This window comes from Bradyrhizobium sp. CB2312 (assembly GCF_029714425.1).
GTDB lineage: Bacteria > Pseudomonadota > Alphaproteobacteria > Rhizobiales > Xanthobacteraceae > Bradyrhizobium.
This window is the reverse complement of the sequence record NZ_CP121668.1, coordinates 8,256,207-8,283,118: the sequence shown is the minus strand read 5'-3', so window position 1 is coordinate 8,283,118 and position 26,912 is coordinate 8,256,207. Positions and strand designations below refer to the sequence as shown.

The 26,912-nt window shown below is 58.3% G+C and carries 15 protein-coding genes and 6 pseudogenes; 9 read left to right on the top strand and 12 right to left on the bottom strand.

The window, feature by feature from the left end:
• Positions 1–12 precede the first annotated feature (12 nt).
• Positions 13–1,020, bottom strand: a complete 1,008-nt coding sequence (locus tag QA642_RS39860) for a CBASS cGAMP-activated phospholipase (protein WP_283081747.1) — start codon at positions 1,018–1,020, stop codon at positions 13–15.
• Positions 1,021–1,157: 137 nt separating this feature from the next.
• Here QA642_RS39860 and QA642_RS39855 point away from each other — a divergent pair, with 137 nt between their 5' ends.
• Together QA642_RS39855 and QA642_RS39850 are read left to right on the top strand one after the other, a co-directional pair.
• Positions 1,158–2,321: a CBASS cGAMP synthase gene (locus QA642_RS39855; protein ID WP_283081746.1), complete on the top strand. Its 1,164-nt coding sequence runs from the start codon at positions 1,158–1,160 to the stop codon at positions 2,319–2,321.
• The gene (locus QA642_RS39850) at positions 2,314–4,002 is read left to right on the top strand and encodes a ThiF family adenylyltransferase (RefSeq protein ID WP_283081745.1); all 1,689 of its coding nucleotides are present in this window, start codon (positions 2,314–2,316) and stop codon (positions 4,000–4,002) included. Before QA642_RS39855 ends, QA642_RS39850 begins: the two co-directional genes overlap by 8 nt.
• Here QA642_RS39850 and QA642_RS39845 read toward each other — a convergent pair.
• From QA642_RS39845 to QA642_RS39835, 3 genes are all read right to left on the bottom strand, one after another.
• A complete protein-coding gene (locus QA642_RS39845) occupies positions 3,996–4,214 on the bottom strand; it encodes a hypothetical protein (protein WP_271608625.1) in 219 nt (72 codons plus the stop codon). The two genes, QA642_RS39850 and QA642_RS39845, sit on opposite strands and share 7 nt — an antisense overlap.
• Positions 4,215–4,493: 279 nt before the next feature.
• Complete coding sequence (locus QA642_RS39840) at positions 4,494–4,775, bottom strand: RES domain-containing protein (RefSeq protein WP_283087071.1); 282 nt, start codon at positions 4,773–4,775, stop codon at positions 4,494–4,496.
• 188 nt (positions 4,776–4,963) lie between these two features.
• Positions 4,964–5,287, bottom strand: coding sequence for a hypothetical protein (locus QA642_RS39835; protein ID WP_283081744.1), 324 nt, complete (start codon positions 5,285–5,287; stop codon positions 4,964–4,966).
• A 387-nt stretch (positions 5,288–5,674) separates the two neighbouring features.
• On the opposite strand from QA642_RS39835, the gene QA642_RS39830 reads away from it, so the two are divergent.
• Positions 5,675–6,859, top strand: coding sequence for an IS481 family transposase (locus QA642_RS39830; RefSeq protein WP_283081743.1), 1,185 nt, complete (start codon positions 5,675–5,677; stop codon positions 6,857–6,859).
• Between the two features lie 211 nt (positions 6,860–7,070).
• Here QA642_RS39830 and QA642_RS39825 read toward each other — a convergent pair whose 3' ends face one another.
• The gene (locus QA642_RS39825; RefSeq protein ID WP_283087070.1) at positions 7,071–8,576 is read right to left on the bottom strand and encodes a porin; all 1,506 of its coding nucleotides are present in this window, start codon (positions 8,574–8,576) and stop codon (positions 7,071–7,073) included.
• 898 nt (positions 8,577–9,474) lie between these two features.
• Here QA642_RS39825 and QA642_RS39820 point away from each other — a divergent pair.
• Complete coding sequence (locus tag QA642_RS39820; protein WP_283081742.1) at positions 9,475–9,753, top strand: helix-turn-helix transcriptional regulator; 279 nt, start codon at positions 9,475–9,477, stop codon at positions 9,751–9,753.
• Between the two features lie 1,124 nt (positions 9,754–10,877).
• Complete coding sequence (locus tag QA642_RS39815) at positions 10,878–12,212, top strand: IS5 family transposase (RefSeq protein ID WP_283081735.1); 1,335 nt, start codon at positions 10,878–10,880, stop codon at positions 12,210–12,212.
• Positions 12,213–12,388: 176 nt separating this feature from the next.
• Here QA642_RS39815 and ectB read toward each other — a convergent pair whose 3' ends face one another.
• The 6 genes and pseudogenes from ectB to QA642_RS39785 form a co-directional block, all read right to left on the bottom strand.
• Positions 12,389–13,687, bottom strand: a complete 1,299-nt coding sequence (gene ectB / locus QA642_RS39810) for a diaminobutyrate--2-oxoglutarate transaminase (RefSeq protein ID WP_283081741.1) — start codon at positions 13,685–13,687, stop codon at positions 12,389–12,391.
• A 283-nt stretch (positions 13,688–13,970) separates the two neighbouring features.
• Positions 13,971–16,418: a CoA transferase gene (locus QA642_RS39805; RefSeq protein ID WP_283081740.1), complete on the bottom strand. Its 2,448-nt coding sequence runs from the start codon at positions 16,416–16,418 to the stop codon at positions 13,971–13,973.
• Between the two features lie 2,658 nt (positions 16,419–19,076).
• Positions 19,077–19,808 carry a hypothetical protein gene (locus QA642_RS39800; protein WP_283081739.1) on the bottom strand — a complete coding sequence of 244 codons (732 nt, stop codon included), beginning with the start codon at positions 19,806–19,808 and terminating at the stop codon, positions 19,077–19,079.
• A 930-nt stretch (positions 19,809–20,738) separates the two neighbouring features.
• Positions 20,739–21,914, bottom strand: a complete 1,176-nt coding sequence (locus tag QA642_RS39795) for a Xaa-Pro peptidase family protein (RefSeq protein WP_283081738.1) — start codon at positions 21,912–21,914, stop codon at positions 20,739–20,741.
• 247 nt (positions 21,915–22,161) lie between these two features.
• Positions 22,162–22,385, bottom strand: a pseudogene (locus QA642_RS39790) (IS630 family transposase); the annotation flags it as partial.
• A gap of 101 nt (positions 22,386–22,486) precedes the next feature.
• A complete protein-coding gene (locus tag QA642_RS39785; protein WP_283081737.1) occupies positions 22,487–22,933 on the bottom strand; it encodes an SET domain-containing protein-lysine N-methyltransferase in 447 nt (148 codons plus the stop codon).
• A 482-nt stretch (positions 22,934–23,415) separates the two neighbouring features.
• Between QA642_RS39785 and QA642_RS39780 the strand changes: the two are divergent.
• The 3 pseudogenes from QA642_RS39780 to QA642_RS39770 form a co-directional block, all read left to right on the top strand.
• Positions 23,416–23,844 (top strand): annotated as a pseudogene (locus QA642_RS39780) (Ldh family oxidoreductase); the annotation flags it as partial.
• A 63-nt stretch (positions 23,845–23,907) separates the two neighbouring features.
• A pseudogene (locus tag QA642_RS39775) lies at positions 23,908–24,156 on the top strand (IS3 family transposase); the annotation flags it as partial.
• Between the two features lie 75 nt (positions 24,157–24,231).
• Positions 24,232–24,441, top strand: a pseudogene (locus tag QA642_RS39770) (transposase); the annotation flags it as partial.
• 65 nt (positions 24,442–24,506) lie between these two features.
• Here the strand turns inward: QA642_RS39770 and QA642_RS39765 are convergent.
• Positions 24,507–25,872 (bottom strand): annotated as a pseudogene (locus tag QA642_RS39765) (IS1182 family transposase).
• A gap of 72 nt (positions 25,873–25,944) precedes the next feature.
• On the opposite strand from QA642_RS39765, the pseudogene QA642_RS39760 reads away from it, so the two are divergent.
• Positions 25,945–26,399, top strand: a pseudogene (locus QA642_RS39760) (transposase); the annotation flags it as partial.
• Positions 26,400–26,912: the final 513 nt, after the last annotated feature.

The following is a 26,912-nucleotide window of genomic DNA, read 5'->3' as shown; positions in this document are numbered from 1 at the left end:
AGCGTTCGCCGTCTAAGCCGAGGTCACGCCGGGAAAGTCGGGCGGATCGGGCTTGTGAGTCAGAAATTTTTGAAGTGCAGGATCAGCAGAAACCTTCTGGAAGCTACCTTCCGCCAAGCCAAGCAACGTGCCTTGAGCGTTCGCGTCAGCAACATCCAGGGCCAAATCTGCCTGCTGCTCTTCCGATTGGGTGGCATCGATTCGCAGATAGCGTTCGCCCAGTTGGTGGCGCAGCATGTAATCGACGAGCTGCTGCTGTGAGGAAACGATCGTTCTCAATAGCCGGCCTCGCATCATCCATTTCGCGCTGCCGAGATCGCGACCGAGGGATCGCTTGAGGGAAAATCCGGTCGAAGTGGTGCCGATGCTGAGGATCGAGATCTGACACACATCTTGCTTCAGAAAGTGCGTTGCCTCGTGCAGGGCACATTGGTCAGGGGCATTGGCGACGAGACCGCCGTCGGCATAGTGCGCAGCGCCAACCTCCGCCAGTGGGAAGTAGGTCGGCGCGGCGCTGGTCGCCATGACCACGTCGACCAATCGCCGCTTGGGATCCAGCGTGAAATCCGGGTGATGGCCCGTCTTGAACATCTGGACACTCCCCTTCGTCATGTTGACCGCGGGGATGATCAAGCGGTGCTTGCAGGCAGCCAGCATCGTTTGGTCGCCAATAATTTCGGAAACAAGGCTCCGCAAGGCTTCGCCATCGTATTTCGGACCAAGCACTGACCGCCCCGCGTCGATCCAGCCGAACTTCGGCCGCGGCCGGCCCGAAAAGATGTCTCGACCCCGCTCGATGAAGAGGTCTCGCATCCGGGCAGCCGGCACATCCAGCGAAACGCCCGCTGCAAGGATCCCACCGACGGAAGTGCCAGCGATCAAATCAAAACAGCTTCCAATGGGTCTGCCAGCCCTTTCCTCCAGGCGGGCAAGGATCTCGGCCGCGTACAGCCCGAGGTACCCGCCCCCGCTGAGCGCAAGTATCTGAAACGGCTTCTTTTTGGTGGATTCTGTTGTCAATTCGTTCTCCAAAGCCCCCCAAAAGCGCTATTCTATAGCGTAGCCATCGATTCGTGCCGCTGGATGCAAGCCGTCCCCGACGCCCGGATCGCCGAACCGTCGGTGGCGAGCGAGCTGTAACCAGAAAAGGTACCACTGTGGCAAACGTCGATAAGCTGCTTCACGGCGCCCAAGGGGCCGTCGATCTTCTTGCCAAGCTCGAGCTGCTAGCTGACGAACAGGAAAAGCTACAAAACGCCAAGCGAAAGATCCGCGACCATCTCAGGACGGTGATCGCGAGCGAGACGAAACGGCAGTTCGGAAGACAGATCACGCCGCGCTTCTTCACGCAGGGCAGCGAGGCGTACAAACTGCTCAATCGGCGCGCATGGATGCCGCCGCAGCAGATTGACGTTGACGACGGCCTCTATCTGCCGATGACATTCGTCAAGGGCAACGGTCCCGCCGAAGCGGCGAAACTCTACTTCGACATTATCGACGCCGCCCTGAAGGTACTGATCAAGCGCGAGAAGTGGAAGGGCTTCGAGGAGAAAGACACCTGCGCGCGGGTCATCATCGACGATTGCCTCCACGTTGACGTCCCCTTGTATGCCATTCCCGACGATCAGTTTGGCAGGCTGACTAAGGCTGCGATGGACCGGGCTATTGCCGACTCCGAAGACAACATCGACTTTATGGGTTCGCGAAAGATGCGGATCGACCGCTGGGATCAGGTCGATTCCGACAAGGTTCTGCTCGCGCACCGCAAGGACAACTGGAAGCAGTCCGACCCGCGAAAGATTCATGACTGGTTTCTCAATGCCGTCGATTTCTATGGCGAACTCTTGCGGCGCGAATGCCGCTACCTGAAGGCCTGGCGGGATTATCACAAACTTGAACATATCTCGTCGATCATACTGATGGCCTGCGCCTTCTACGCATTCGAGGACGTTGGCCATCTGAGTGTCCCGCGCCGCGATGATCTCGCGCTCCTCGAGGTGACTTCGCGCCTGGCCGATATGTTCGCCGGTGAGATTCTCAATCCGGCCGACACCGCTGAAGTTCTCGGGTCATCCTGGACCGGCGAGCAACGTCAGCAGGCCATCAAGGCTGCCAACGCGATGCACGAGCAGCTGGATGACGCGATCAACCATTGCTACCTGCCAGAGGTCGCCGTGGACCATCTGAAAGCCATCTTTGGCGAGCGAATTCCCAATCGTCCCGATCTTGTCAAGGCTCACGCTGCTGCGGCTGCGGCTGTTGTAGCTGCACCGGCCATCATCTCGCCGGCGCCGTCTGTGGGACGGTCGACCAGTGGATGAGCAGGAGGTCCTCCGAACCATCGATGCGGCACTAAGACAGGAGGGCTTCAAGAAGGATTGGAGCCAGAGCGCGCATCCATACTACGTCGGACGGATCGAACGGCATGGTCTGGAGGCCGAGGTGTCGATCGAGGTGCCTGACCTTGATTTCGTCGATCCGCCGGTCATCAAACTGCTCTCGCGCGGCAAAGCGGAAGGTAAGCGAACGCCACATTTGCTCGGGCCGGACGACCTGGTCTGCTATGTCGCAAAAAGCGCCATGGTGTTGGATCGGTACGATCCCGGCGGGACCGTTCTGCAATGTCTAAAGCTGGCGGAGAAGGTTCTGGGCGACGGGCTTCGTGGCCGCTCCGATCTCGACTACGTCGACGAATTCAGCCAGTACTGGACCGCCGGGCCTTCAATCCTGGTGGATCTGCCACAGGGTTTTCGAGGCGAAGGTGAGATATTCTATGTCGGGCTGTCGCGGACGGCTAAAGACAAGCTGGTGCTGGCACCGAAGGACGGCCTCGCCCCTTCCCTCAAGGCACTACATGCGGCTAACCGCGGCATTAAGGCCACTCCGGAAACAGCCCCCTGCCGGATCGTGCGCGTGGACCGCGATCTTGGCGCAGATCGAGGCGGAGCCCTGCCCCGCAATCTTCGAGGCCTTGCCGCATTCCTCGACAGGATTGGCGTAGCACACGAATTGAAGCTCGCGCTGGAGCTGGGCACCGGTCTGACGCGTTGGATCGCGATCTGCGCACCAAATGCCATCTGTCTCGCCGAGATCCAGATTCCCAAACGATTTGATCGCCCCGAATTCATGAAATCCCGGAAGTCGGCCCTGCCCAAGCTCCTGCTCGACCGCACCGAGGATGTGGCGGTCGAACGCCATCTGGGTTCTCCAATCGATGAGCGCTTCCTCTACCAGCGCAATCTTGGGACTGTGCCGAGCCTCGCCGGAAAGAACATTGTTCTGATCGGTTGCGGGACCATCGGCGGCTTTCTCGCCTACAATCTCGCGCAAAGCGGCGCCGGGTCGCTAGGAGGATGCCTCACGCTGATTGACTCCGACAGATTATCGCCGGCCAATCTAGGGCGGCATATTCTCGGAATCTCATTTCTCGGCCAGAACAAAGCGGGCGGTTGTGCCGAGTACATTCGCGAACAGCTTCCGCACCTTGCCGTCGACAGCCGTCCTGTGGACGCGACAGCGACCCTGAAGCGATTGTCGGGCGACCTGGTCATCGACGCAACGGGTGAGGAACCGTTCTCCATCGCCTTGAACCATCATGCCGTGTCGCAGCGACCGAACTATCCGCCAGTTCTTCACGCCTGGATTGTCGGCAACGGCGGTGCGGCTCAAGTTTTGCTCTGCGACGGACCGGAGCACGGGTGCTTCAAATGCCGAAAGCCCAAGCTTGCTGGCGAGCCGCGCTACCGGGTCATGCGTCCAGACTCCGACAACGAGCTGCTACGCAATCCGGCCTGCGGAGACGGGCTCTATGCACCGTTCCCGGTCTCGGCATCGATGTCAGCGGCGGCCTTGGCGCTCGACCTCGTTCTCGCATGGAATAGCGGCGAGCCAAGGCATCGCTACCGAACACGTGTGCTCGATCCCGACCGCAGCTTCCAGATCAAAGATATGAACCTCACACCCGCTCCAGAGTGCCCAGCTTGCCAAACACGGGCTCAATGATCTTCCGCGCTGGCATGCGGCTCGTCGTCGTCCACAACCAAGTGATGATGAGGATAGAACGCTACTTGCGCATTCCCGAGAATGCGACAGAGGCTGGAGGGATCCTGATCGGCTGCTACAGAGGTCCCCACATCGAAATCACCGAATGTTCGGAGCCTCTGCGGCGCGACCGCCGTGCACAACTTCGGTTTGATCGAGACGATCCCGGGCATCAGGGTCTCGCCAAGAGGCGATGGACCGAGAGCGGGCGCACTCATACGTTCGTTGGTGAGTGGCATACGCATCCCGGATTTTCGTCGACGCCATCCGGGACCGATCTCAAGACGTGGCGAGAGGTCACGCGGAACAACCTCGCCGGGAGCTCGGTCTTCCTCATCAAAGGCGGCGATGGCTGGTGGGCGGGCCTTGGCGTCGGAAGAATATTGACAAGGATGTCGATCGTTCCGTCCGACGACGAATGACCGCCACTGCAGTCTTGATTGTTGATCGGCTCAAGGGGCCAACTCGACCATAAGGTCGTCCAGCACAGTCGCGAGGCCGGCCACGCCGCTCAGAGGCTGCACTCCGATAGCTTTCAATTTTGGCACCGCGCGGTCAAAGATTGCGAGGTTCGTTTGGCCGTTTAACCGTGACGGATAGACGATGCCGTCTGGCCCGGGCGGATGTTCGTGCCAAGCGAGCGACCGATGTCGCGCCAGCGTTTGCCTTGAGGCCCGCGCAACATCGGTCGGAACTCCCATACGGACAGCACCGTCGCCACGCAAGTCAACCATATTCAAGTGAGAAGCAATCTCGATCGTGACGTAGTGTCTGTCTTGAAACTCGTTGGCGACGCGACTGCTTGAGGGCCAGGCCACGCGAGGGCCTGACGCCATCTGCGGGACGCCTAGGCCAGAATGCGCAGCGCTGGTCGGTTTCGTCAAAAACGCCGTACTGCCGGTAGTTCTCTATCAAGGTGAGATCAATCTCGTGACTTGATGAGCCGAGCAACGAGTGGGAGGACCGCACCGAGGGCGATCAAGCTGAAGATCGGCTGCAACGTTATCGCATTCGCGCATTGCAACGCGGCGATGCCGGTGAGGATGAGTACTGCAAGAAGCGCCTCATAGGCCCCGAGCGCGCTCGCCATCTCACTGATGCGCTCCAAGATACCCTTGACCAGCTGAGCCAATGGTCCGGTTGGGATGTTGCGCGGGGCCAGCGTGGCGATGGAGGGCTCGATGGGGGCAAGCCCGGGCAACTGTCGGCGCCGTTTTGCACAAGGGCGCGAAGAACCTTTATCCACCTTCTTAGATCTCGTTTTTGCAGACATGTCTTCAGCTATGGCGAGTGACCAGAGCTGAGAGGAGTGCGCAGCGTCAACGGCGAAATCGGCGACTAACCGCGAGGGTTAATCTTGCTTTAGTGGTCCACGCCGGCGTTGAACTGCCGGGTAGAGACCAAAAAAGCCCGATCCGCCCAGCCAGATTGGCGCGCGGAGCGCCGCGTCAGGCCGCCTTTGGGCTCGGTACGGTGGTTATATGAAAATCGAGAGCGAGCAACAAAATCTGGCCCAAAAAGCGGATGCAATATCCTGCTTTCATTGAGGGAAATGAGCGACCCGAGAGATAGGTAACGGTCCGTACCGGACACATGGGTTACACTTTCCGCTTTTGTTCTGCGGGAGGTGTGGATGCCGTGGAAAGCGAGTTCGGTGATGGAAGAGCGCCTTCGCTTTGTCGCCCGTCTGCTGGACGGGGAGGCCATGACGGACGTCTGCCGGGAGTTCGGCATATCGCGCAAGACCGGCTACAAGATTTTCGATCGCTACAAGGAACAGGGGGTGGCGGCCCTCAGCGATCGCTCGCGGCGGCCGGTACGCTATGCCAATCAGCTCCCGGAGCAGGTCGAGGGCCTGATCGTGCGCCTCAAAGCCGAGAAGCCGCACTGGGGCGCGCGCAAGATCCGTGAACTGCTGATCCGGCGGCTCGACGGCGATGTCAGGCTTCCCGCCAAAAGCACCATCCATGCGGTGCTCGATCGCCATGGCTTGGTCAAACGCGGCGGTGTGCCGCGCCACCGCGCGCGCGGCACGCCGCTGTCCGCGGGCGCTGGACCCAATGATCTGTGGTGCACCGACTTCAAAGGCGAGTTCAAGCTCGGCAATGGCCGCTACTGCTATCCACTGACCGTCACCGACCATGCCTCGCGCTTCCTGCTGCTGTGCGACGCGCTCGATTCCACCCGCGAGGAGCCGGCCATTGCCGCCTTCGAGCGGCTGTTTCGCGAGCGCGGGCTGCCGCTGGCCATCCGCTCCGACAATGGCGTGCCCTTCGCCAGTCCCAACGCCTTGTTCAATCTCTCAAAGCTCTCGGTGTGGTGGCTGCGGCTCGGGATTGCGATCGAGCGCATCAAGCCGGGCCATCCGCAGCAGAACGGACGTCACGAGCGCATGCATCTCACCCTCAAGAAGGAAACCACTCGGCCGCCGGGCGCCAATAGCTTGCAGCAGCAGGAGCGCTTCGACGCGTTCCTCCGCGAGTTCAACGCCGAGCTTCCCCACGAGGCCCTCGACATGAACTGCCCTGCCGAGCGCTACCTGGCCTCAACGCGCTGCTATGCCGGCCTGCCGGAACTGACCTATCCGTTCCACGATCACGAGCTGCTCGTCACCGCCTGCGGACGGCTTTGCCTGCATCGCAAGCGGATCAATCTCTCCACCGTGCTGGCCGGACAAAAGCTCGGCATCAAGGAGGTCGACGACGGCATTTGGCTCGTCAGCTTCATGCACTATGATTTGGGATATTTCGACCTGGAGCAGAAAACCCTGCAACCCCTCGACAACCCGTTCGGCACGAGGTTGTCACCCATCTCTTAGGTACGATCCGTGACCTATGTCTCCGGGCCGGACAAAATTCCTTTGGAGCCGGTGAAAGGAATCGAACCCTCGTATTCAGCTTGGAAGGCGGCCGACGCGCGTCGGCCGCCTTACAATGATGTTAGCACCGAGCTAGCCACCCGATCGAGGACGGCCGCCTCGACCCTCGCGAACTCTTCTGGAGCATATTTCCGCCCGTCGAAGCGACGACCTACCAATTGCGCTGGATGCGCAGCAGCATACTGAACGCGCTCTGGTTCTTGAGTTCATATACTGCAGCAGGTTTGGCAACTGCCGGGACCGCCGGCGCCGCAATAGTGCCAGAATATTTCTGATCGAGGAATGTGGCGAACAGATCCGCGGAGAACGTCAGGTTTCTGACCGGCGTCCAGCGCGTAACCGTGCCGACCGCAGCAATATTGAAGTCGGGGTTGCAAACACCTGTCAACCCGAGTGCGGCCATGCCAGCGCTGCCGCAAATCTGAGCCTTGGCCGCATCGGTGTAGCGAATAGCGGCCCACCCGCCGTAAACCGCAGTATTCCAATACGGATCCCAGTTATGAATGTAACCACCGTTGAAGCCGTACGTCGTGGTCAGCTGAAAAGCCGTGCTAGTTGCCGACGTCGAGCCGGAATAGATGGCATCAGCAACGCCGGCGAAACCGAGGCTCTGATACGCCCCCGGTCGGCCAGTGCCCCCGTACATCGCCCACGCGGTCGGGATGTTTTCCTGGATGCTAAAGCTGCTGGCACCCTTGGTGTAAGCCGCCTGCAAATTGATCGTGTCCCCCGGGCCGGTCGGAATATTCTTGATCGATAGCGCCAGCTGACCGGCCCAGCCCCACTTATCGTCGGCGTGTCCTGTGACTTCGCTCCCACCATAGTACGCCGCATGGTTGTTGTGCGCCGCGGCCGACGCCTGGAAGAGACCCCAAGCCTGGTCGATCCGCATCATGCCGACAATATCGGGAGCCACGGTGCCGCCATAACTCTGCGAGCCGTAAGTACCCGTCACGATGCCGGCGGCCGTGGCATTCGTCGTATTCCAGATATTGGTCTGGTAATAGGCCGTTGGATCCTGCGCAGAAAGCGTCGCCGTAATCCCCTGGCCGAAGTCAGCAGTATAGCTGAACTGGTTGACACCCGAGGCATCGCCACCGCCGCCCGGCAGACCATCGAAGAAGTTGTTCGCCGGATAGTTTGTCCAAGGAGCGCTGAACTGGGAGACCGCCTTTCCCATCGTAAAGCCCGCGAATTGGATGAAGGCATACCAGATGCTAAGCGTCCCGAGCCCGATCCCATCGCCGGAATACGCTGTTGCGCCCGATCCGGCCGCACTCGTCGAACCCGTCTTCCAGGTAAAGTTCCCCTCGAAGAAGGTGCGGACCACGCCGTATTCGCTTGCTGTACGCGTGTCGATGCTGAGGTCTGCGCGAGACCGAGCGGTGTAGGCATTGCTCAGGCGGTTGTGCGCAGCACCGACACCGGAAACCGGGTTCAGAACAAAACTATTGCTGCCCAGCATCACGTCGGCGCGAACGAAACCACCCAGCTTGATGCAGGTGTCCGTGCCCGGGATGTAATAGAATCCGGCACCATAGGTGGAGCACACCTTCACGTACTCGATCGCTTTGGCTTTGACGGGAAAATCGGCCGCCTGCGCCCCGCCAGAGGCGATCACGCCTGCCGCTGAAGCCAGCACGACCTTCTTAACAATCGTGTTCGAATAGAGCGGGGGCTCTTCAGCGCTCGCGTCAATCACGACAGAGCGTGACTTGGTCTCGGCCACTCTGGTCAACAAGCCCCGACGCCCCTCGCGGCGGCGATGCAACGACCGGAAAGATATTATTGAATAGAGGGTTGGCCCATCCGCTCTTAGTCCGAAGATGTCTTTCAGCACCGAAGTTCTCCGCTCAAAAGTACGCAAACATAGACCCCTATGTTTCTCACGTAGGAAAATACAAACCCGTCGATGTCGGTGTTCGCCCCTGTCGCGCGCGGCACCAAACTAACGAGAAGCGAACGCGCTACACATCAGGCCGCTCGTGCTCGGCGTGACCGGGCACCGTCGGCAACTCGCTGCGCGCAGAACATCCCCTGCAGGCTACGGAATGCTCGCGTTGCCTCAGCTCAGTACGCCGCACATACACGGCTAAGAAAAGAGGTGCGCGCGCACATGAACTGACCGTGCGGCGTGTACGAGGTACGCTCACACGACGCTCTATCGGCGCGCTCGCAATTCGATGAGGACTAACAATGTCGGCCGTCGACTTACCTTGCGCAAAGTCGCAACGATGTAAGCCAATGCACTGAGTTGAAAATGCCATGTCTTTGTCCCCACGACCGCGCTCGCTTCGCCGACGCACTAACGTGGGGACGCAATGGTTAGGTGACAGGCATCAACTAATGCGATGGACGCCCCTGAATTAGAGATGAATTTGTTCGGAGGATCTGGGGCTTCTCAAGCCAGGCGGCGTCGCCATTTGCACAATCAAGATGCGGGACAATCCAGCCGCCAAGCGCAGGCTCCGCTTACCTGTATCAGGAACAAACTTACTGTAATAGTTTGGTTTTATACCGTGTTTTGATGGCCTAACAAATGGCTGTTTTAGCGCATGAGAGCTCGTGCGCTGGTAGGCTGGAATGTGCGCCGGATCCGCGTGGATCGCGGCATTCCGCAAGAGCAACTCGCTTACGATGCGGGCATCGACAACTCCTATATGAGCGGTCTGGAGCTCGGAAAAGCGAACCCGACGATTGATCTTATCGAGCGTATCGCCGATACGTTAGGTGTTCCCCTGACTGACTTGGTTGTTCAGCCAGACCAGGGGGCGACAGTTCCGAAAACCCTGCCCAAAGGCCGCAAGCCGAAGCGCCCACGCGATACCAAATAGAACTCCTCACGTAGAATCACTTTGTGGCACAGGAGCCCGCAACGGAACGCTATGCCTGGTTGAGCGTCGTGCAAGTTGCCGAGCCATAAGCTAACCAAGCAACCAAATAGAACGTTCACGCGAAACAAACGCTCCGAGGCCTCCGGCGCTTTCAAGAATCCCCGTCAGCAATTTGGAGCTTAGGCGGTGCAATCCCACGGTGTGAGGCCGCTCGACGGAGCAAGATGGTCCGAGGCCAACATCATGAGGCCAGCTGAGGCGAGGATTCACTAGCAGCTGGGGCAAGCCGCGCGCACGAAGACGAGCTGCCCGATCCCTTCGGGTGGGCTTTGGGAGCTAGGTTATATTTGCCGTTCTCCCGCAGCAGCAACCAGAGGGCTGCGTGGTTTCATCAACCTCGCAGGCGAACACGTTCGCGTCATTCGGTACTTGAAGGGCGGGCCGTCCGGCTCGAGCAAGAGGCCATCGCGGCTCTCCTTGTGGCTTCGACCAGGCGGCCACGACCTCCGTCTTAGCTAATGGATTCGATGACGGGTTAGGATGCTAGCCTGCGCGGCCGGATTCTGCGACGATATCGTCTCTGCCGATATGTTCGTGGCGGGTTGGTCCCGGTCCCATACTTTACGTGGTCGCACGTTTCTAACAGACCAGATTCTCCGGAATGGCGACTATCGACTTGAGCCACGACTGCTACAAATTCTTCTGTAACGCCGCATGGGAGCTCGCGCGGATCAGCGTGCTGCGCCCCGGCCGCGCCGCTCGGCGAAACATCGAGACGGCGAACGACTTTGGCACCACTGGTCGATCACGAAGTTTGGCTCCGCATGGCTCGCGAGGGCGTCGTCCTGTCCATTTCTGGAAACGAGCCGCATGTCCCAAGTTTCTCGTGGGCTTTGTGCCAAACTTCGGCCCTGGGTTCGGGCAACGCGCGGTGGAGGCGGTTCGTACCTAGTCGCCCGTGAAGAATTCGGAAGCGATTGATCTGTCGCAGTGATTTGACGCGGGCAAGTATTCGATTTTGCAAGAATGCCGTGGGTAGGTCCTGGTTTTCTTGCGTTTTTGGATTCCGGATTGGGCGGCTTCGTGATTCCTTTGACGGCGAGATTCGCTATTGGGGAGAACCCATGAGCCATCCGCGCGACGATCGTCAGGACGATCTGTTTCGTCCATCTCTGGAGAAGATCATCAACCTTCGCCATCCGTTGGTGCGTCTGGCGGCGGAGATCGATTGGGACTTCCTGGCGGGACGCTTCAGTTCGGTCTGTCGCCTCGGGCCGGGGCAGCCACCGTTGCCGACACGATTGGTAGCCGGACTATTCATCCTCAAGCACATGCACAATCTCTCTGACGAGGCGCTGTGCGACAGGTGGGTCGAGAACCCGTATTTTCAGCATTTCTGCGGCGAGGTGGTGTTCCGGCACGACTTGCCATTCGATCGCTCGTCGCTGACCCGCTGGCGCCAGCGGCTGGGTGAGGAGCAGATCGCCGCGCTGTTGCAAGAAAGCCTCTCGGTGGCGCATCGAACTGGGGCAATCGAGACCAAAGATCTCGAGCGGCTCGTTGTGGATACCACCGTACAGGAGAAGGCGATCGCGCATCCGAGCGATGCACGGCTCATGCACCGGGCGATCGAGAAGCTGGTCGGTTTGGCCAAACGCGAGAGCGTCGAACTGCGCCAAAGCTATCTGCGCGTGGCCAGGCGCGCCGCCATCATGGTGGGACGCTACACGCATGCCCACCAGTTCAAGCGTGCCCGGCGAGAGCTCAAATTCCTGCGCACCCGGCTTGGCCGCATCATCCGTGACATCAGACGCAAGATCGAGGGCGACCCTGCGCTTGAGGATCGCTTTGGTCCGCTGCTCGATCTCGCCCACCGGGTTCGCCATCAAGAGCAGCGTCAGCGCGGTCCCAAGGTCTACTCGTTGCACGCCCCCGAGGTGGAGTGCATCGGCAAAGGCAAGGCCCGGGCACCTTACGAATTTGGCTGCAAAGTCTCGATTGCCACGCCTGCCACCGCGCCCAAAGGCGGGCAGTTCGTATTGCATGCCAAGGCCCTGCACGGCAATCCCTATGACGGCCACACGCTCGGTCCCGTCATCGCCGACCTCGAAAAGCTCACTGGTGTTGCAGCGCGCCGCATCCACGGCGACAAGGGCTACCGCGGCCACAACTATCCTGACCGGTTCAAGGTCTGGATCAGTGGCCAGGTTCGCCGTGTCACCAAAGCCATCCGCCGCGAGATGCGGCGTCGCGCCGCCGTCGAGCCTGTGATCGGCCATCTCAAGGACGACCACCGAATGCGCCGTAACCATCTCAAGGGTCGCGACGGCGACCGCACCAACGCCGTGCTCGCCGCCGCCGGCTACAACTTCAGCCTGCTCCGCCGCTGGCTCACCGAACTTTTATGCGGCCTGTTATGGATGCTCTGTCGCCACCTATCGCAATCACACCTTGCGTAAAACGGTGCTCAGGGACGTTCTTCACGAACGACTACCTACAGGCCGCAAATTGTTGCAGGCTGTTCGGTGGCTGGCGCCGCAGGCGGAATCTATCCTGCTTGCGACGGCGATCGCCCAAAGCGGCGACGAAGCAAAGATGCTGAAGAAGTACCAATCCGTCGGCGGCCGCTCGCGTTTTAGATGTCCGATAACTTCGAGCTTCTTAGTGTTTCGGTCAAGGATTCCTCGAATATCTCAAGACCTTGACTTAGCGTATCAGAGTCAATCGTGAGCGCAGGAAATACTTTTAAAACCTGATCATCAGGTCCGCATCGTTCGACAATCAATCCCTTGTCAAACGCCTTACGCGAGGTCACTTCTGCGATTTCGGCCATCTGGCAATCAAAGCCTACGGCCAGACCTCGCCCTCGAACGGCAAACCTGTTTCCGTGCTTGAATGAGATGGCCTCAAGTCGGCGCCGAACAAGGTCTGACAGACGTTGAACACCCTCCGAGAACGTCTGACTGCGCCAATAGATATTAATAGCGGCGGTTGCAGATACAAGCGCAAGGTTATTACCTCGGAAGGTACTCGTGTGCTCTCCGGGCTCCCATGCATCGATCTCCTCTTTGATCAGCAACATTGACAATGGCAGACCGTACCCACTGAGCGATTTCGACATTACGACGATATCTGGCGACAACCCCGCGAACTCGAAGCTAAAGAATTCGCCCGTGCGGCCACAGCCCATCTGGATATCGTCGACTATGAAAAGAGCACCAGCTTCTTTTGCTATGGCTTGAACTGATTGCAGCCATTCCTTGCTTGCTGCGTTTATACCCCCTTCTCCCTGTATAGATTCGACGAGAACGGCTGCTGGAGCATCAATGCCGCTGTTACTGTCCAGCAGTACTTTCCGCATGTACTCAGCCGTATCAATAGCCTGTCCAAAATAGCCGTCATAAGGCATGAAAGTTATGCCCGATAACGAGACTCCGCTGGCCGTGCGATGAAAACGACTACCGGTCGCAGCAACCGCCCCTAAGCTCAGACCGTGATATGCATGCGTGAATGAAACGATATTTTGCCGCCCCGTGACTTTGCGAGACAGTTTTAAAGCTGCCTCAATTGCATTAGCACCTGTTGGTCCTGTGAATTGAAATCGGTATTTCAGCCCCCGCTCCTGAAGAATGACAGAGCTGAAAGTCTCCATAAATTCGAGCTTTGCAGGAGTGGCCATATCAAGTCCATGCACCACAGCATCCGATGCCAGGTACTCTGTAATGGCGGCTCTGATTTGGTGATTGTTGTGCCCGTAGTTCAGGGCTCCAGCACCAGACAGGAAATCAATGACCTTATGCCCCCCCTCCGATAGCATAATGGAGCCGCGCGCGCGACTGAACAAGGCTGGGAACGAACGCGAGTATAGCCGGACGTTTGATTCTAATGCTTCGAAAGTCTGCAAACGACGTGAATCGCCAGTCGCTCCAGCCATAGTTGTCTCCTTCGTAAATAAGCGGTTCAGGAAGTAGCGACAGCCTTCTTCCGAGAATGACTTGTTTACTTACCTGCGGATCGACAGCAATGAACCTACTCTTGCTGGTAGTCCTCCATGCATCAGAGTTAGGCGCTTGAGACTCGGCCTGCCGTGAAGTGGTGCTGCGTCGCGCACTCGGGCGGAGACTGGGTCGGGTCTTGCGCGACGACAAATCCCTAGTCAGTAAGCGGCCCATCTGCCAAGGCCGAAATGTCGCTAATCTAGAGGGTAGGCCGATATTTCAGTCCGACAACACGTTGTTTGATTTCGCGAGTTCTCGTTCGGAGAGCATCTTCGTGCCGATGATGCCTTCCCTCGCCAGCTCTGCTATTTCGCTCTCGGAGAGGCCAATAAGCTCTGATAGGATCTCTTTATTATGCTGCCCGAGCGTCGGCGCCGCTGTGCGGATGGATTGGGGTCTTCCTCCTTCGCGAATTGGCATCGAGGGCTGCGGATGCAAACCTATGAAAGCTCGTTCGACCTCCTGGAGGTATGCACGCGACCGAAGATGCGGATCTTTGAGCAGGTCAATTGGAAGCCGGGCAACGCCCGCGGCAACCTTTGAGCTCTGCAACTCCGACATGGCGGTATCCGCATCGCGGCTAAGCGTCCAACCTGCGATCTCCATCTCGATGGCGCTCTCAATCGCCCGGCGAGCTTCATTAGATTTGAGCGAATCATCCTTCGCCCAGTCGGGCCGGCCAATGAGCAGCGCAAGCCTATGCCACATCTCCGAGTCGGTCGCCGCCACCACGATCCAGCTGTCCTCACCCGCACATCGGAAGCAGCCGTGCGGCACAAACTGCGGATGTCGATTACCGTATCTTATCGGCGGCGTGCCGCCGATCGATTGGACGGTCATCCATGGGGCCACGAACGGCATCATGCATTCGATCTGCGCGAGATCGATAAACTGCCCCTGTCCCGTGCTGTGCACGTGAAGCAGAGCCACCAGAACGGCAGCGCAGCCGTTTAACCCGCCGATGGGGTCGCCAAAGGCGGTGTGGCTCATCAGCGGTGGCCCATCGGGATTCCCGATCACGCCCGGCAACCCCGATGCCTGTTCGAGAGTCGAACCGTAGGCCCGGCAATCGCGATGAACGCTGTTCGCACCAAAGGCTGACATCGACATCATAACGAGCCGCGGGTTGAGTGTTCTCAGCTCGTCATATCCAAGACCGAGCTTCGACAGCACATCAACTGAATAATTGTCAACAACCACATCAGCTCCGGCGATAAGCCGCTTTGCAAGGGCGAGGCCTTTCGGTCTTTTCAGGTCGAGTGTGATACCGCGTTTGTTGCGGTTCAGGATGCTAAAACGTACTCTTTTTTCGTACATCTCAGCGTCGACGTAATCAGGTCGACGGTCAACGCCGCGGAACCAGTCCGGATACTGGATGGCCTCGATCTTGATGACGTCCGCGCCCAGATCAGCCAATGTGCGCGTACACAATGGCCCAGCCCAGCCCATAGAGAAGTCAATCACGCGCATCCCATGCAATGGCTGCCGATCGGCATCGATGGAGCCAGACGACTGTGCCCCAGAGTTGGATAGGTGCCTTCGCGTGTTCGAGCGAACCTGCTGCTCGCCAGGAGCGGGAACTCTTCCGCCCCGGCGGGGCGGTGTTAGTGTCAGCCGCTGCATCGAACCGGCGGTCAAGCCCTGTTCATTGCTCATAAAGATAGGTACGATCGCGCCGCGCGCCTTCTTCTCAGAGTCCTCGAGCAGATCAGCTATCTCAGGCAGCGGCACGATGGGGATTTTTCGTTTCAGCCCCTCCGCAAACCATTCTTGCGCTGTCCGCGTTTTCAGCGGCGGCGCAAAGTGCAGGTCGATCTGGTCCATGTGTTGCAGACGATCTTCGCCGGAGAGGAGCGCCGGGTCATTCGACAACTCGGACAAACCAAGCATATCGCAAAACGCGAGCCACTGAGCTGGCGTTTGCAGTGTGACGCCGAGCCACCCTTGTTTGGTGTCATAAATGCCGACCGGAAAGCTAGGCCAGAACCGATTGATGCCGAGCCGCTGCATAACGTCGCCTCGCACGAACGCCTCACACATGAGATATTCGGACAGCACAAGACTCGATTCGAAGGTATTGAGCGTCCATGAGCGCCCTGCTCTACCGCGCTGTTTGGCAAGCGTCGACGACGCGGCAGCGATGAACCCCCAAAGGCCCGCTACGATACCCGTCTGAAAATCCGGTGCCTGCAATGGCGGGCCCTCGAGAGGTCCAACTAGCTTGATAAGACCAGCGAGCGCGCGGACCGCCGAATCCGTTGCCGCGAAGCCGGCGTAGGGGCCTTCTTGACCGAACCAGCTTACGCCGAGGTGGATCAACTCGGGGCGCCTCTTGCGGATCGCTGCGACATCAATCGATGGGCACTCCGCAGAATCAACATCACGGCCGTCGACGAGGACATCGCAATCCTCGATCAGCTTCGTCAGCCGAGTGATCGCATCTGGGTCCTTAGCATCGATGATGATGCTCGACTTATTGAAATTCAGAAATGCGAACCACGCGCTCTGCCCACCAGGTGTAAGTGGTGCGCTTCGTCGGAGACTATCGCCCACTGGCGGTTCGACTTTCTGAACATCGGCTCCGAAATCGGCAAATAGCCGGGCGCAATAGCTGGCTGCAGCGGAGCTACCGATCTCGATGACCCGCATATGCGATAACACTTCCATCGATGTCTCCATAGTTCCGTCAATTCATATGCGCGGTGGAAAGTCACCTTCTGACCAATGCGAGCCTGAGGCCTCCCAGGTGAGGCAACTGGGGGACTCGCGTCAAAAGACCGCCCTCTACGGCGCAGATTCGACGGCATCGACGGCGTTGCTATTTCCTGAACGTCGAGTCCGGCGACAGTGCTTCGGTGTTGGCGTAAAGCTCCGCCAACCTCTCTATCACCGTTACCCTTGGGAACGGTTCGGAAAGAGCTGCGAGAACTTTCGAGAGGCACGCCTACGCGACTATTTCGACCAGACGCGGTAACCAAGGCTAGCGATGCTCCGAAGGGGCCTGCCTGGAGGAAGTATAAAGACTCTCGGTCAGCTGGAGCATTTCAGTTTTCCATTCTCGTGAAGAAATAACTCTCACCAAGTTACCTATACTCGGCATCTGGAGCGACTCGTGCAGATCCTGGAACTCCTACGAACAAGTCGGCCTTGCCTTTCTTCAACGAACTAGACCATTCGGTGGCTCGCGCGTAGCTACCAAAGGAAGTGGGTCAGATGATCTAACGGGTGCCGTCGCGGCAGTGTCCGAACAGCAGGAAAGTCCAGATAATTCAGGCGCGTTTCGCACACTTTTAGAGATGATGGAGCGTCAACACGCAACTCGCGCCCAGATAGTCTCCATCACCGTGCCGCATCATAGAAAGAGCGGTCAATATGGCCGCGCGCCTCAAGACCGATATTAGCTCTGGTAAGGATCTCCCGGCTTGGCTCTCGTCTGCCTCAAGCAAGCGACATGGCACCGCGCCATCGACATCGCCGGTTCGAACGATATGGCAGAGATTTCTAGGCCAACTTCAAGAAATGGCCAGGCGATAACATGTAGAGGAGCAGGTCATCGCGATATTGAAGGAGCATGGCGCTGGGGCGAAGACGGCTCACCTGGCTCGCAAGCACAATGTTTCCGAAGCCGCGATCTACAGCTTGAAGGAACAATTCGGTGGCACGTTTCCGCAGCAAAGCGTCTGAGCGCCCTGGAGGAGGAGGACGGAAGTTAATTGTGGGCGAGCACATGCTCCATGCGGCGGCACTTCGTGAGCTCCTATCAAAAGAATGGTACGCCCGCCGCCAAGCGCGCTGCGTCACGCGCCTGTAGGCAATCATGAGCCTGTCGGAAATGCCGGGCTGCTCGGTCCTGGAGTGCGGACACGAGAATGATCCGCTATTGCTCCAGCTGTCCGCCGCCGGACTCATTTCTGCGTGACCGATCGCGCGATCTCGCCAGTGAGCGGCGGCGTTTCGACTACCACCGGTTGTTCGTCCTGCTGCGGCAGGAGGGAGAGCCATGGGGATCACCTGGATCTACCTGCTTTATCGCGCCGCAAGGCTATGGGAGCTCGAGCCCCGATCCTGGTCGAGGCAAGGCCCAACGCGCCTTGGTCGCTCGACTTGGCCACGATTGTTCGCCAACGGTGAGGCTTGCGCATCCTCAACATTGTCGTCGACGTGTGGCCCGCGAAAGTGACGGCAATCATCGCTCGGCGTGGCACACTGGGAATGATCGTGTCCGACCATGGCACCGAGCTCACCTGCAGCGCCATGCTCGTTTGGTGTAAGGATGCTGCCTCGACCGGAACTTCATGGCGCCCGGCGCGGATTGGCGACGAGACAGCCTTCGTATGCGAATGCGGCGGAGTTCTTCAACAGCCTGAAAGGTGAAGTCGGGAGGCGGGGCTCATGTGACACTACCGCTGAGTGTCTCATCCAGCAGCAGTTTAGAGTCTTCGGAGTTTTGTGCGCCAAGTGGCGCGCTTAAGCCGCGACAATTGCGTTTCGAAACACGTATTTCACGTCCATGCAGTTGATAGCAAAGGCCAAGTGAGCAATCTACGAAGCCTCCGGCGAGGCAAGATTATTCGTTCTTCTCCTCGCTCGAGCCGTGAATGATGGGCATCGAGGCTTGCGCCACTGCTCACCACTAGGCCCGCCAGATTCGGCGGTTTGGACACTAGGTATCTCGACAATGCGCCAGCGCCCAGCAAAGGCGTGGCGAAGCCGGTTCCGCGGTCGGCTTGAGCAACCGCACCAGATCGGAGGCGGCGGCAGCACGCGAAAGGGCCCATTAGATGCGATCACCGCCAGGGGCGGGTCTTCTCTTGCGCCGCGACCGTCTCGAGCAGTCGAATGCCTCCTCGATCCGCTTGCGGGTGAGCTGGCTGACAGCATAGTCGCCGCGACCGGTAGTTCGCCCGTCACTCGTAGAGCTGCGACCGCTGGTGTTCTATGCAACATGCTACGCCGCATTCAACGAGCGCACCTCGTCGATCAAGTCTTCCACATGTTGCCTTTTTCGCCACGCAGCGTGATCGCTATCGGCTGAAAGCACGATGCTCGATCATGTGCAACGCGCCCCGCTCGGCACGCCCGACCTGCGTCAGACAGGCGTTGACCAGCAGGTCGCTGCAGTCTTCTATCAGCGCCAGCCCATGAAGCACAGCTTCGTTTCCATGCTTTTGCCCGTGCGACAACACTATCGCTGCAATTACTGGGTCTTACCGTCCGTAAGATAGCAGCGGTACGATTGCTTGCGGCGGGGAGTTAACGTGCGGCCGTGGCAAGGGGGCCCCGCCGTCGGATCACATTTAGAGCATTTGCGCGGCTGCACGCCCGCTAAGCACCACCTGACCCTGCCGGCAGCAATGACGGACTTAGGCGCACGTCGATCCCACCTTCGTGATCAAGCCGGCTCCTCAACTCCACACCCGTTGTCCAGGAAAGCCAATTGTCTTCCACAATATCGTCTTCCACCAGCTTCAATTTCGCGCCACCGGCCTCATGATGCAGCATATCGTCGACTCCTTTATCCAAAGTCCAGCGCGCTACAAGCGCACATAAGAAGTCAGGCTCCCACATGGCAAAAGAAAAGCCGTGCGTGATTTGCGTTATGATCCTGCGTATCCCCTGTCCTCTAAGGTCTCCGCGGACCCAAAGGTCCCCGTGGTAGGCTACTTTCCCGGTGATCTTCTTCGCGCTTGGTGCTGTGCAAGTACAGCAGTCTTGAGGATGGGCTTGCCTCTTCGGGTCGGCGTAAAAGGCCTTCAAGGATTCAAGACATTCCGCAAAGTTGGTATGCGGAAGCCGGTATAGTCGAGCAGCTTCAAGCCCTGCGACATTGTTATTCCTGTCAAAACCCACGATCCAATACCCCTCGCCTGCATCAATTTGCGAGCGATCTGGACGAAAATTCGGATTTGTCGGCCCCTTAGTTGGAGTCGCCCGTGCGATTGATATATACTCATTGAAATCAAATCCTATCAAAAATCTAATGTCTTTGCGAGCGGCGTGGTCATCATGTACTTGAATGAGCCGTGAGGCGCCTAATGTAGCAGCTGCGCTTTGCATTCCTGCACCCCTTGTCATCGTGATAGTCCGCGTCGCCAACTGTAGAGCGGTCTGACTGAGACTACTGCATCAGCAACGGAACGAATCCCTACCTATTTTGGTAAAGAGCATCCTATTGAAATTTAAATCGGCATGAGCACAGATGTTCATTAATCTCAGTGCATTGACCGGCCGCTTCTGCCGGAATTAGGTCGCGGCCGAGCCCGACCTCGCAATCGTAATCGACTAGCATCCGCTCATCTGCGCTCAAATGCTGTCGTCGGCAGATGCGAGGAATGACACCTGCCGAGCATCTAATCAATCCTCAGTGGTCACATGCACAGACCATTGGAGTGTTTCGAGGAAGTTTGGTACCATGTCAAAGTTCTTACGAATCTCTGGTGCGTAACAGTCTCTGGCGCTCTCTCATTTGGTAGCCTCGAATGGTCATTTCCCGGGCAGCCGTCCTCCAAAATTGTGCGTTTCAGTCGCGAACCAAGCTTCGACTTCGGTCGCGAACTTACAGCGATAGCCGGGAATGGAGCCCTCCTGCCAGTTTTGAAGGGGTGACGTGGTTGGGCGGAGCCGATCGGCCCGACCGCTGGATCATCACAATTGCACAGAGCAAGCCTACTACACGGGATGGGGTTAGGTTGAATCGTAGCGCCCGCCTCCTCTCTGAGAGGATCGGGGCTTTTCAGAGCTTCAGACAGAAATTGTTTCGGTGGCGCAGGTGAGTCCCTCCGCCGACGCATGATCGAGGACGTGACATCCGTAATTGGGCTCCGGCGACGCAGCATCATGTTTCCGCGCGGCACCACAAACCCAAGCAAGAGGAAGTGCTCTCCTAGCCGCTCGGATCGAGCCAGGAGGGAGGATCTCTGGTAGCAGCCAGCCACTAAGCGCCGCGCTCGGGCAGGACACGCGGCGACTACTCCTTAGAACCTGTCTTTAGCCAAGCTCGAAAAGCTTTCGTGGCGCACTCGTCAATACCTCGGCGCCGGACTCGGTCACACGAAAAGTCTCGCTGATGACATACCCGAAGTCCTCATCAATCATCCAGTTCCCTAAATGCAGATGGAAGGTCATGTTCGCCGTCAACACTGTCGTGTCCTCTTCCGTAATGCTGGCAGTCCGCTCCATCCAATCGATACCAACAGGGTAGCCACAGCGCGATTCCTTCTTGAGGCCCAGCTTTTCAATCGTGCGATGGATTGCTTTGGCGATGTCGCTGCAGGTACATCCCGCGCGGACAGTAACCAGTGCGGCTTCCAAGCCAGCGACTCCAGCCTCATGCACGCGATGTAGACGGTCAGAGGGCCGGCCAATTGAGAAGGTGCGGCTGATCGGGGCAGTATAGCCGTGGCGCACACCGGAGATTTCAAGGTTTATCTGTGAACCTTGGCGGAAGACGTCCTCACTCCACGTGATGTGGCTTGTTCCCGTACGCGGGGAAGAGCATAAATACGGAATTTCAATCATCGTTCCTGGCTTGCCATTGGCGCCGCGCACCAGCGTCGCCAAGATCTCCGCCATCGCATCGGCTTCCCGCAGCCCGGGGCGCATCACATCCGCCGCACACGCAATTCCGGCATCAGTGATAGCGGCGGCCTCTTTCATGACCACTATCTCGATATCGGACTTAACCATTCGGATCTTAGTTACTGTGCCGGTGCAATCCACGATATTCGCATGCGGCAGTCGCGCCTTGAACTTCTCCGCCGAGTGTACCGACATGGCCCCAAGTTCGAGACCCACGCCCCCGTTTGCGTTGCCTATCTCGAAGAGGAAATCGATCAATGCGTCGTAGCCATCCATTTCTGCATTTCCGATGAGCGCTTCCGGATAGGCGACTACTTTGCCACGCTCGATAAATGTCTGATGCAATGCTGCCGGCATATCCATCTTACGCAAGATAAACGTCGGCTCCTCTTCATGAAGCGACACTACTAGTCCTTTTGGATCACTTGGTGACTTTGCCGTGTAGCCCGTAAGGTAAGTAAGGTTGGAGCTGTCCGTTACGACGAGCGCATCGAGATCCCGCTGTTCCATTTGCGATTTGACCGCGGCAAGCCTTCGCAGGTACTCTGTTCGTGGGAATGCCTGCGGCCCTTTGCTGATCGTCATTGTTTTGACTCCATCGAGTTTCAACTCGGTCTCTTATGTCGAGCCAAGCGAGTGAACGGGGAGACGAAAAGTTATCGCCGATCTGCTTCCCGAAAGCGAGACGCCTGACAACCCTGGCATACTACCAAATATAAGGGGGCGGCTCGGCAGACGGCGGCATCGGGTGTGTTTATGTGCGATGCTCATAAAATGTTTGCTGCCCAGATTGCTCATGATGGGGTATCGGCTTGCGGAGCTGATGTTCGGCATAAGCACTGAAGCATGCGCCGTTGATCAATCCATCGAACACACAACGGCTGGTGAGACCATCCCATCGCAGAGCGCGGAGAAACGTCAACGCTCGTCAGTGGCCATGCGGTGCAAAGCCTCTACTCGGTCGCCCTTCCATCTCCAGCCGCGCAGCGGAGTCATTTGGATCGAGATTTCGTCGATGAAGAGCAGGCGCCGGAATCAAGACTGGTCTGCCCATGCCCCGATCTGCGGCGATGTCCCGCGACACACTCGCGTGCAAATGACTTGCTCTCTGATCCTCATACGCGCTCTTAGATCGATCAAGCAACGAGCTTTGCACTTCAATCAATGAATTTGATGCTAGAAGGATAAGCCGATATGTTCATATAGCGATGTGTTATTTCCTCATCCACCCTTATGTCTTTTATTGCCACAATACTCGCCCAAGTGCCGGACTCTTCATCGTTCCACACTACCTGTGCATTCGGGTTGAACGAGTGGTTCACCATCGAGATCACACCGAAAACAACGTAGCCTGTCAGAGGGCCGCTCATGAGATGTTGATCGGGCCGCACGAAGTAGTACTCGAAGACGCCTGTACGATCCAGCAGCTTGGCTGCGGCATCATCAAATCCCCAGGTCGGAGCGCGCTCGATTAGATCTCCAACTTTGAACGGAATATTTGCAAATACGCCACGGCCTTTTCGTGGCACATTTTTGACATACAGGGCGTTGCTGCGATCAAAGACCTTGTCGATCATCGTGTGTGCCTTCTCGGCGCTGAGCATGGACTGTTTCCTCGTACGTTCTACCCGGTATTTCGGCCAGCGGCAGATCAACCGTAAGCGGGTCAAAGAACCATTGGGCTGCATCAAGACCACCAGCTTACGGCTAAGACACGCCGTTGCGGTGGGCCGTCGGTCGAGTGGCTTTAGACGTCCGGCTGTCGTTTACAATGTGCTCCGCTTCCAGGAATTGTAATGGCATCGCAAGAAAGGCTTCCAGCGAAGCGAAGAAAAAGCAACAGCGAACATTGCCCTTGCAACGTCGGTCACAGTACATCGATTCCTCTTGTCGCGCTTGCACCATCGCCAAATTCGCAGTCAATCGAACCTCTTCCAGCACCCACCAATGCTGATATTTATAGCTTGTCCCCACACTGCCGATAGCCGCAAGAGGACACAGCTACCAATACGGGTGGGTACCTATAGCTCGGGCTACGGATTTCGCAGTTTCGAGTTGATCAACCCGCAACTCGCGTAGGTGTGGACTGCCGATAGCGGCGCTACTGAAAGCTGCCGGCGCCTCAGAGAACGAGGCGCAAGCAGTCGCCACCGGCTGCGTTAATGCCAATCTGGTTGGTCGTGATTCCCATGGAGTCATCGCCCTTCCGAGCTACATCGACAGCATGAACGCGGGGGATATCGTGCCGGGCGCAGAGTAGACGATTGTGCGAGAATCTCCCACCACGGCTGTTATCGATGGCCATTGCGGCTTTGGCTTTCATGTCAACGCCAAGGCGATGGCGCTCGCGATCGAAAAAGCAAAGACCGCTAACGTCGTGGCCTGCACAGTCTTCAGGCAAAGCCATGTCGGACGGCTCGCCGCCTATCCCTTGATGGCGGCAAGCGCCGGCATGATCGGGCTTGCGGCCGCTTATTCCGGTCGCTTACGTAAATATGTCGCGCCGTTTGGCGGGCGCGAGGCGCGGCTTGGCACCAACCCGATCTCGATTGCGGTACCATCTGATCTCAAGGCGCCACAGTACGCTTCACACGAATATCGCGCGGCCCTTGCCGCCACTGGCATCACCGCAGCAATGAGCCGCAAGGCCGACTGCTATGACAATGCCCCAATGGAGAACTTCTTCCACACGCTCAAGACCGAGCTCGTCCATCATCGCCAGTATCAGACCCGCACTGAGGCCCAGCGCGATATCTTCGCCTTCATCGAGGGCTTCTACAATCGAACAAGGCTCCATTCCGCCATCGGATATATCGCCCCAATCTAGATGGAGCTAAAAGCTGCTAAAACCCGTCCATTTTTCGGGGGAAGATCAACCATGCCTCCTTGGCACTTCACACGCATTAAAGTGATCGTCGCAGTCGGCGTCAACAGCGATGGTCGGCGCGAAGTTCTCGGCATGGACATTGGTCCCTCGGAAGCCGAGACATTCTGCACGGCGTTCCTGCGCAAGTTCGCCCTCCGCGGCCTGCGCGCCGTCAAGCTGGTCCATGAGGGCATCAAGGCGACCGTCGCCAAAGTGCTCAACGCTAGTTGGCAGCGTTGCCGCGTGGGGTCGTTGAAGAAGTGGTTCACGGATCCGCTCGATGCAGCAACCGGTCCATTCATGCCTTCACATCAACCCGGCACTCCTCGCGAGGCCGACTGCGAAGCGTCGAAGGAGGTCAAGCACAAAAGAAGCGCAACAAGAGCGGCTGCCAGCCGCTTGAGGTTGATGGCGGCGGCCGTCAGATAGGCCTGGATCTTCATGTTCGGTAGACCACGCCGTATGGCGCGCGCCAGCCCATGCCAGGTCTTCTTCGCCATGGAAGCCCTCTGAACGCCAGCGATGGCGCTGATAGATCCGTCGATCCTGCCAGCTCCATCGTTCGCGACGGCGCCGGGCGCGGAGTAGTGCAGGATAGTCGTTCCCTACAACAACTGCCTTATTAACTCGCCCCTTCGATAGGCAGTCACCCTTGAGCGGACACCGGGCACAATCCTTTGCCTTCGAGTAAAAGAAACGGCCGTGCTTGATGGGTCGCGCGGGCCGCAAGATACGTCCTCGCGGGCACTTCAAGATGTCATTCTTGGCGTCGTACCGGAAGCGCCTGAGCGGTACGCGACTCTTGATCGGTTCAGCTTTAGCTGGGATCAGGGCATCGATGCCGCGCCGTTCGAGAGCACCGTATACTTTAGCGGAGGCATAGCCGGCATCGGCGGTGACCGTTTTAATGTCAATACCTGTAATCGCTTCAACCTCGTCGACTTGCGGTTCGATCATCTCGCCTTCGTTCGTTTGTCCGGTTTTGACCGCGACGTCCAAAATGACTCCTACTTTGTCATCGACGGCAGTGCGCTGCTTGTAAGAGGGCTCCAGCCGCCGGTTGCGGGCATTCGTGGCCATCGTTGCATCGGGGTCGGTCGTGCAGACCTTCTTGTATTTGCCGCTCTGCCGGCCCGTTCTCTCAGCCTCGCTTTCATCCTCGTTTTGATTTTCGCTCAGGACATCCACCACATGCTGCTCGGTGAGGCTGTCCCAACTCACATTGGCGCGGATCAGCGACGCATCGATGTGGACCACCTCCGCAGTGGCGATCTTGGCCTTCAGGCAGGCCTCGACCGTGCGCTTGAAGATCCTACGGAACCGCTCTTCGCCCCAGCGTTGGCGAATGCGCGTCAGGCTTGAATGGTGCGGTAGTTGCTCATGCAGGCCAAAACCGACAAACCAGCGGATCGCGGTGTTGACCTGAGCTTCACGCATTAGCTTGCGATCGTGCACGATGCCGGTGAGCAGACCGGCGAGCATCAGCCGTACCGCCGCTTCGGGATCGATGCCGGGCCGGCCATCATTCGCGCAGTAACAGTCGGTGACCTCTTCCCTTAGCCAGGATAGGTCGAGCACACGATCGACCCGCGCCAGCACGTGCTCGTCGGGGACGAGTTGTTTGAGCGAGCCGGTGATGAAGAGCTCAAGCTGATCCCGCTCCTTGCGCCCCAGCATCTCGTTTGCTCCGCCGATCGCGAATCGCCAACAAGAATGGAATCAGTCAATTCGGACTTTTTCAACGATCCCCGCGTGCACTTCATGCGCAACGCGCTGGCCCATGCCAGCAAAAGCGGCCGCCGCGTCGTCTCCGCTTTCATTGCCACAGCGTTTGCCCAGGACGATGCCGAGGCCGCACGCGCGCAATGGCGCAAGTCGCCGATCAGCTCCGCCCCAAGCTACCAAGCTCGCCGGCTTCCTCGACGAGGCCGGGACCAATGTGCTGGCCGACATGACGTTCCCGCCGCAGCACCGCACCAAGCTGCACTCCACCAACCCGATCGAGCGCCTTAACGGCGAGATCAAGCGGCGCACCGAGGTGGTCGGCATCCCCCAATGAGGACGCCATCGTCCGGCTCATCGGCGCGATCCTGCTCGAACAGAACGATGAATGGGCCGTCCAGCGTGCCCGCTACATGACGCTGGAAACCATCGCACCATTGAGCGATGATCCAACCGTTAGCCTTCCGGCTATTGCCAGCTGACCAGTCCGGCTCTTGCGGGCGAACGCGGTGACCCGCCGCCAGCTACACCAGGCTAGGGACAGGATCTTTCGCCCTGAGCGCGGCACCTGTCGACACTGAAAGTTGATGGTGATCCGGCCTTTTAGTGTATTAACTCGCTTTTAGGGCGGGAGTTTATGCCGGAACGGTCAAATCATAGTTCGGTGCAAGAGCTGCCGATGAAGCAAGCACGGTCGCTGCAATTTTGAATGAGGAAGCGCCTTGTTTTCTGCAGCGCCGAACGGGCCGAATCGGCGCGGTTGGCGCGACGACCGCCCTAGCCAGTCAAGAAAATTGCTCAAGGTAACAAGAAGACCAAACATGCGTGAACTGGGCTGGGCTTCCGCGCAAGGACCAGAGCCATATCACGCCAGGCCCGCTGTACAAATCGTTCTCGAGGCGGAACACATATGAAGGACGCTCGCGCAAAGCGCGGCTCTCCGATATAGTTCAAGAGACCGGAGTTATTTCTGTGTAGCAGCCGGTCACGTCGGC

Bases quoted from the DNA above. Each gene is read 5' to 3' on its own strand.
- QA642_RS39845 (WP_271608625.1), bottom strand. From the start codon at position 4,214: ATGCCCGGGATCGTCTCGATCAAACCGAAGTTGTGCACGGCGGTCGCG.
- ectB (WP_283081741.1), bottom strand. From the start codon at position 13,687: ATGGCTGGAGCGACTGGCGATTCACGTCGTTTGCAGACTTTCGAAGCA.
- QA642_RS39830 (WP_283081743.1), top strand. From the start codon at position 5,675: ATGCCGTGGAAAGCGAGTTCGGTGATGGAAGAGCGCCTTCGCTTTGTC.
- QA642_RS39820 (WP_283081742.1), top strand. From the start codon at position 9,475: ATGAGAGCTCGTGCGCTGGTAGGCTGGAATGTGCGCCGGATCCGCGTG.
- QA642_RS39795 (WP_283081738.1), bottom strand. From the start codon at position 21,914: ATGACGATCAGCAAAGGGCCGCAGGCATTCCCACGAACAGAGTACCTG.
- QA642_RS39815 (WP_283081735.1), top strand. From the start codon at position 10,878: ATGAGCCATCCGCGCGACGATCGTCAGGACGATCTGTTTCGTCCATCT.
- QA642_RS39840 (WP_283087071.1), bottom strand. From the start codon at position 4,775: ATGGTTGACTTGCGTGGCGACGGTGCTGTCCGTATGGGAGTTCCGACC.
- QA642_RS39805 (WP_283081740.1), bottom strand. From the start codon at position 16,418: ATGGAAGTGTTATCGCATATGCGGGTCATCGAGATCGGTAGCTCCGCT.
- QA642_RS39785 (WP_283081737.1), bottom strand. From the start codon at position 22,933: ATGCTCAGCGCCGAGAAGGCACACACGATGATCGACAAGGTCTTTGAT.
- QA642_RS39800 (WP_283081739.1), bottom strand. From the start codon at position 19,808: ATGCAAAGCGCAGCTGCTACATTAGGCGCCTCACGGCTCATTCAAGTA.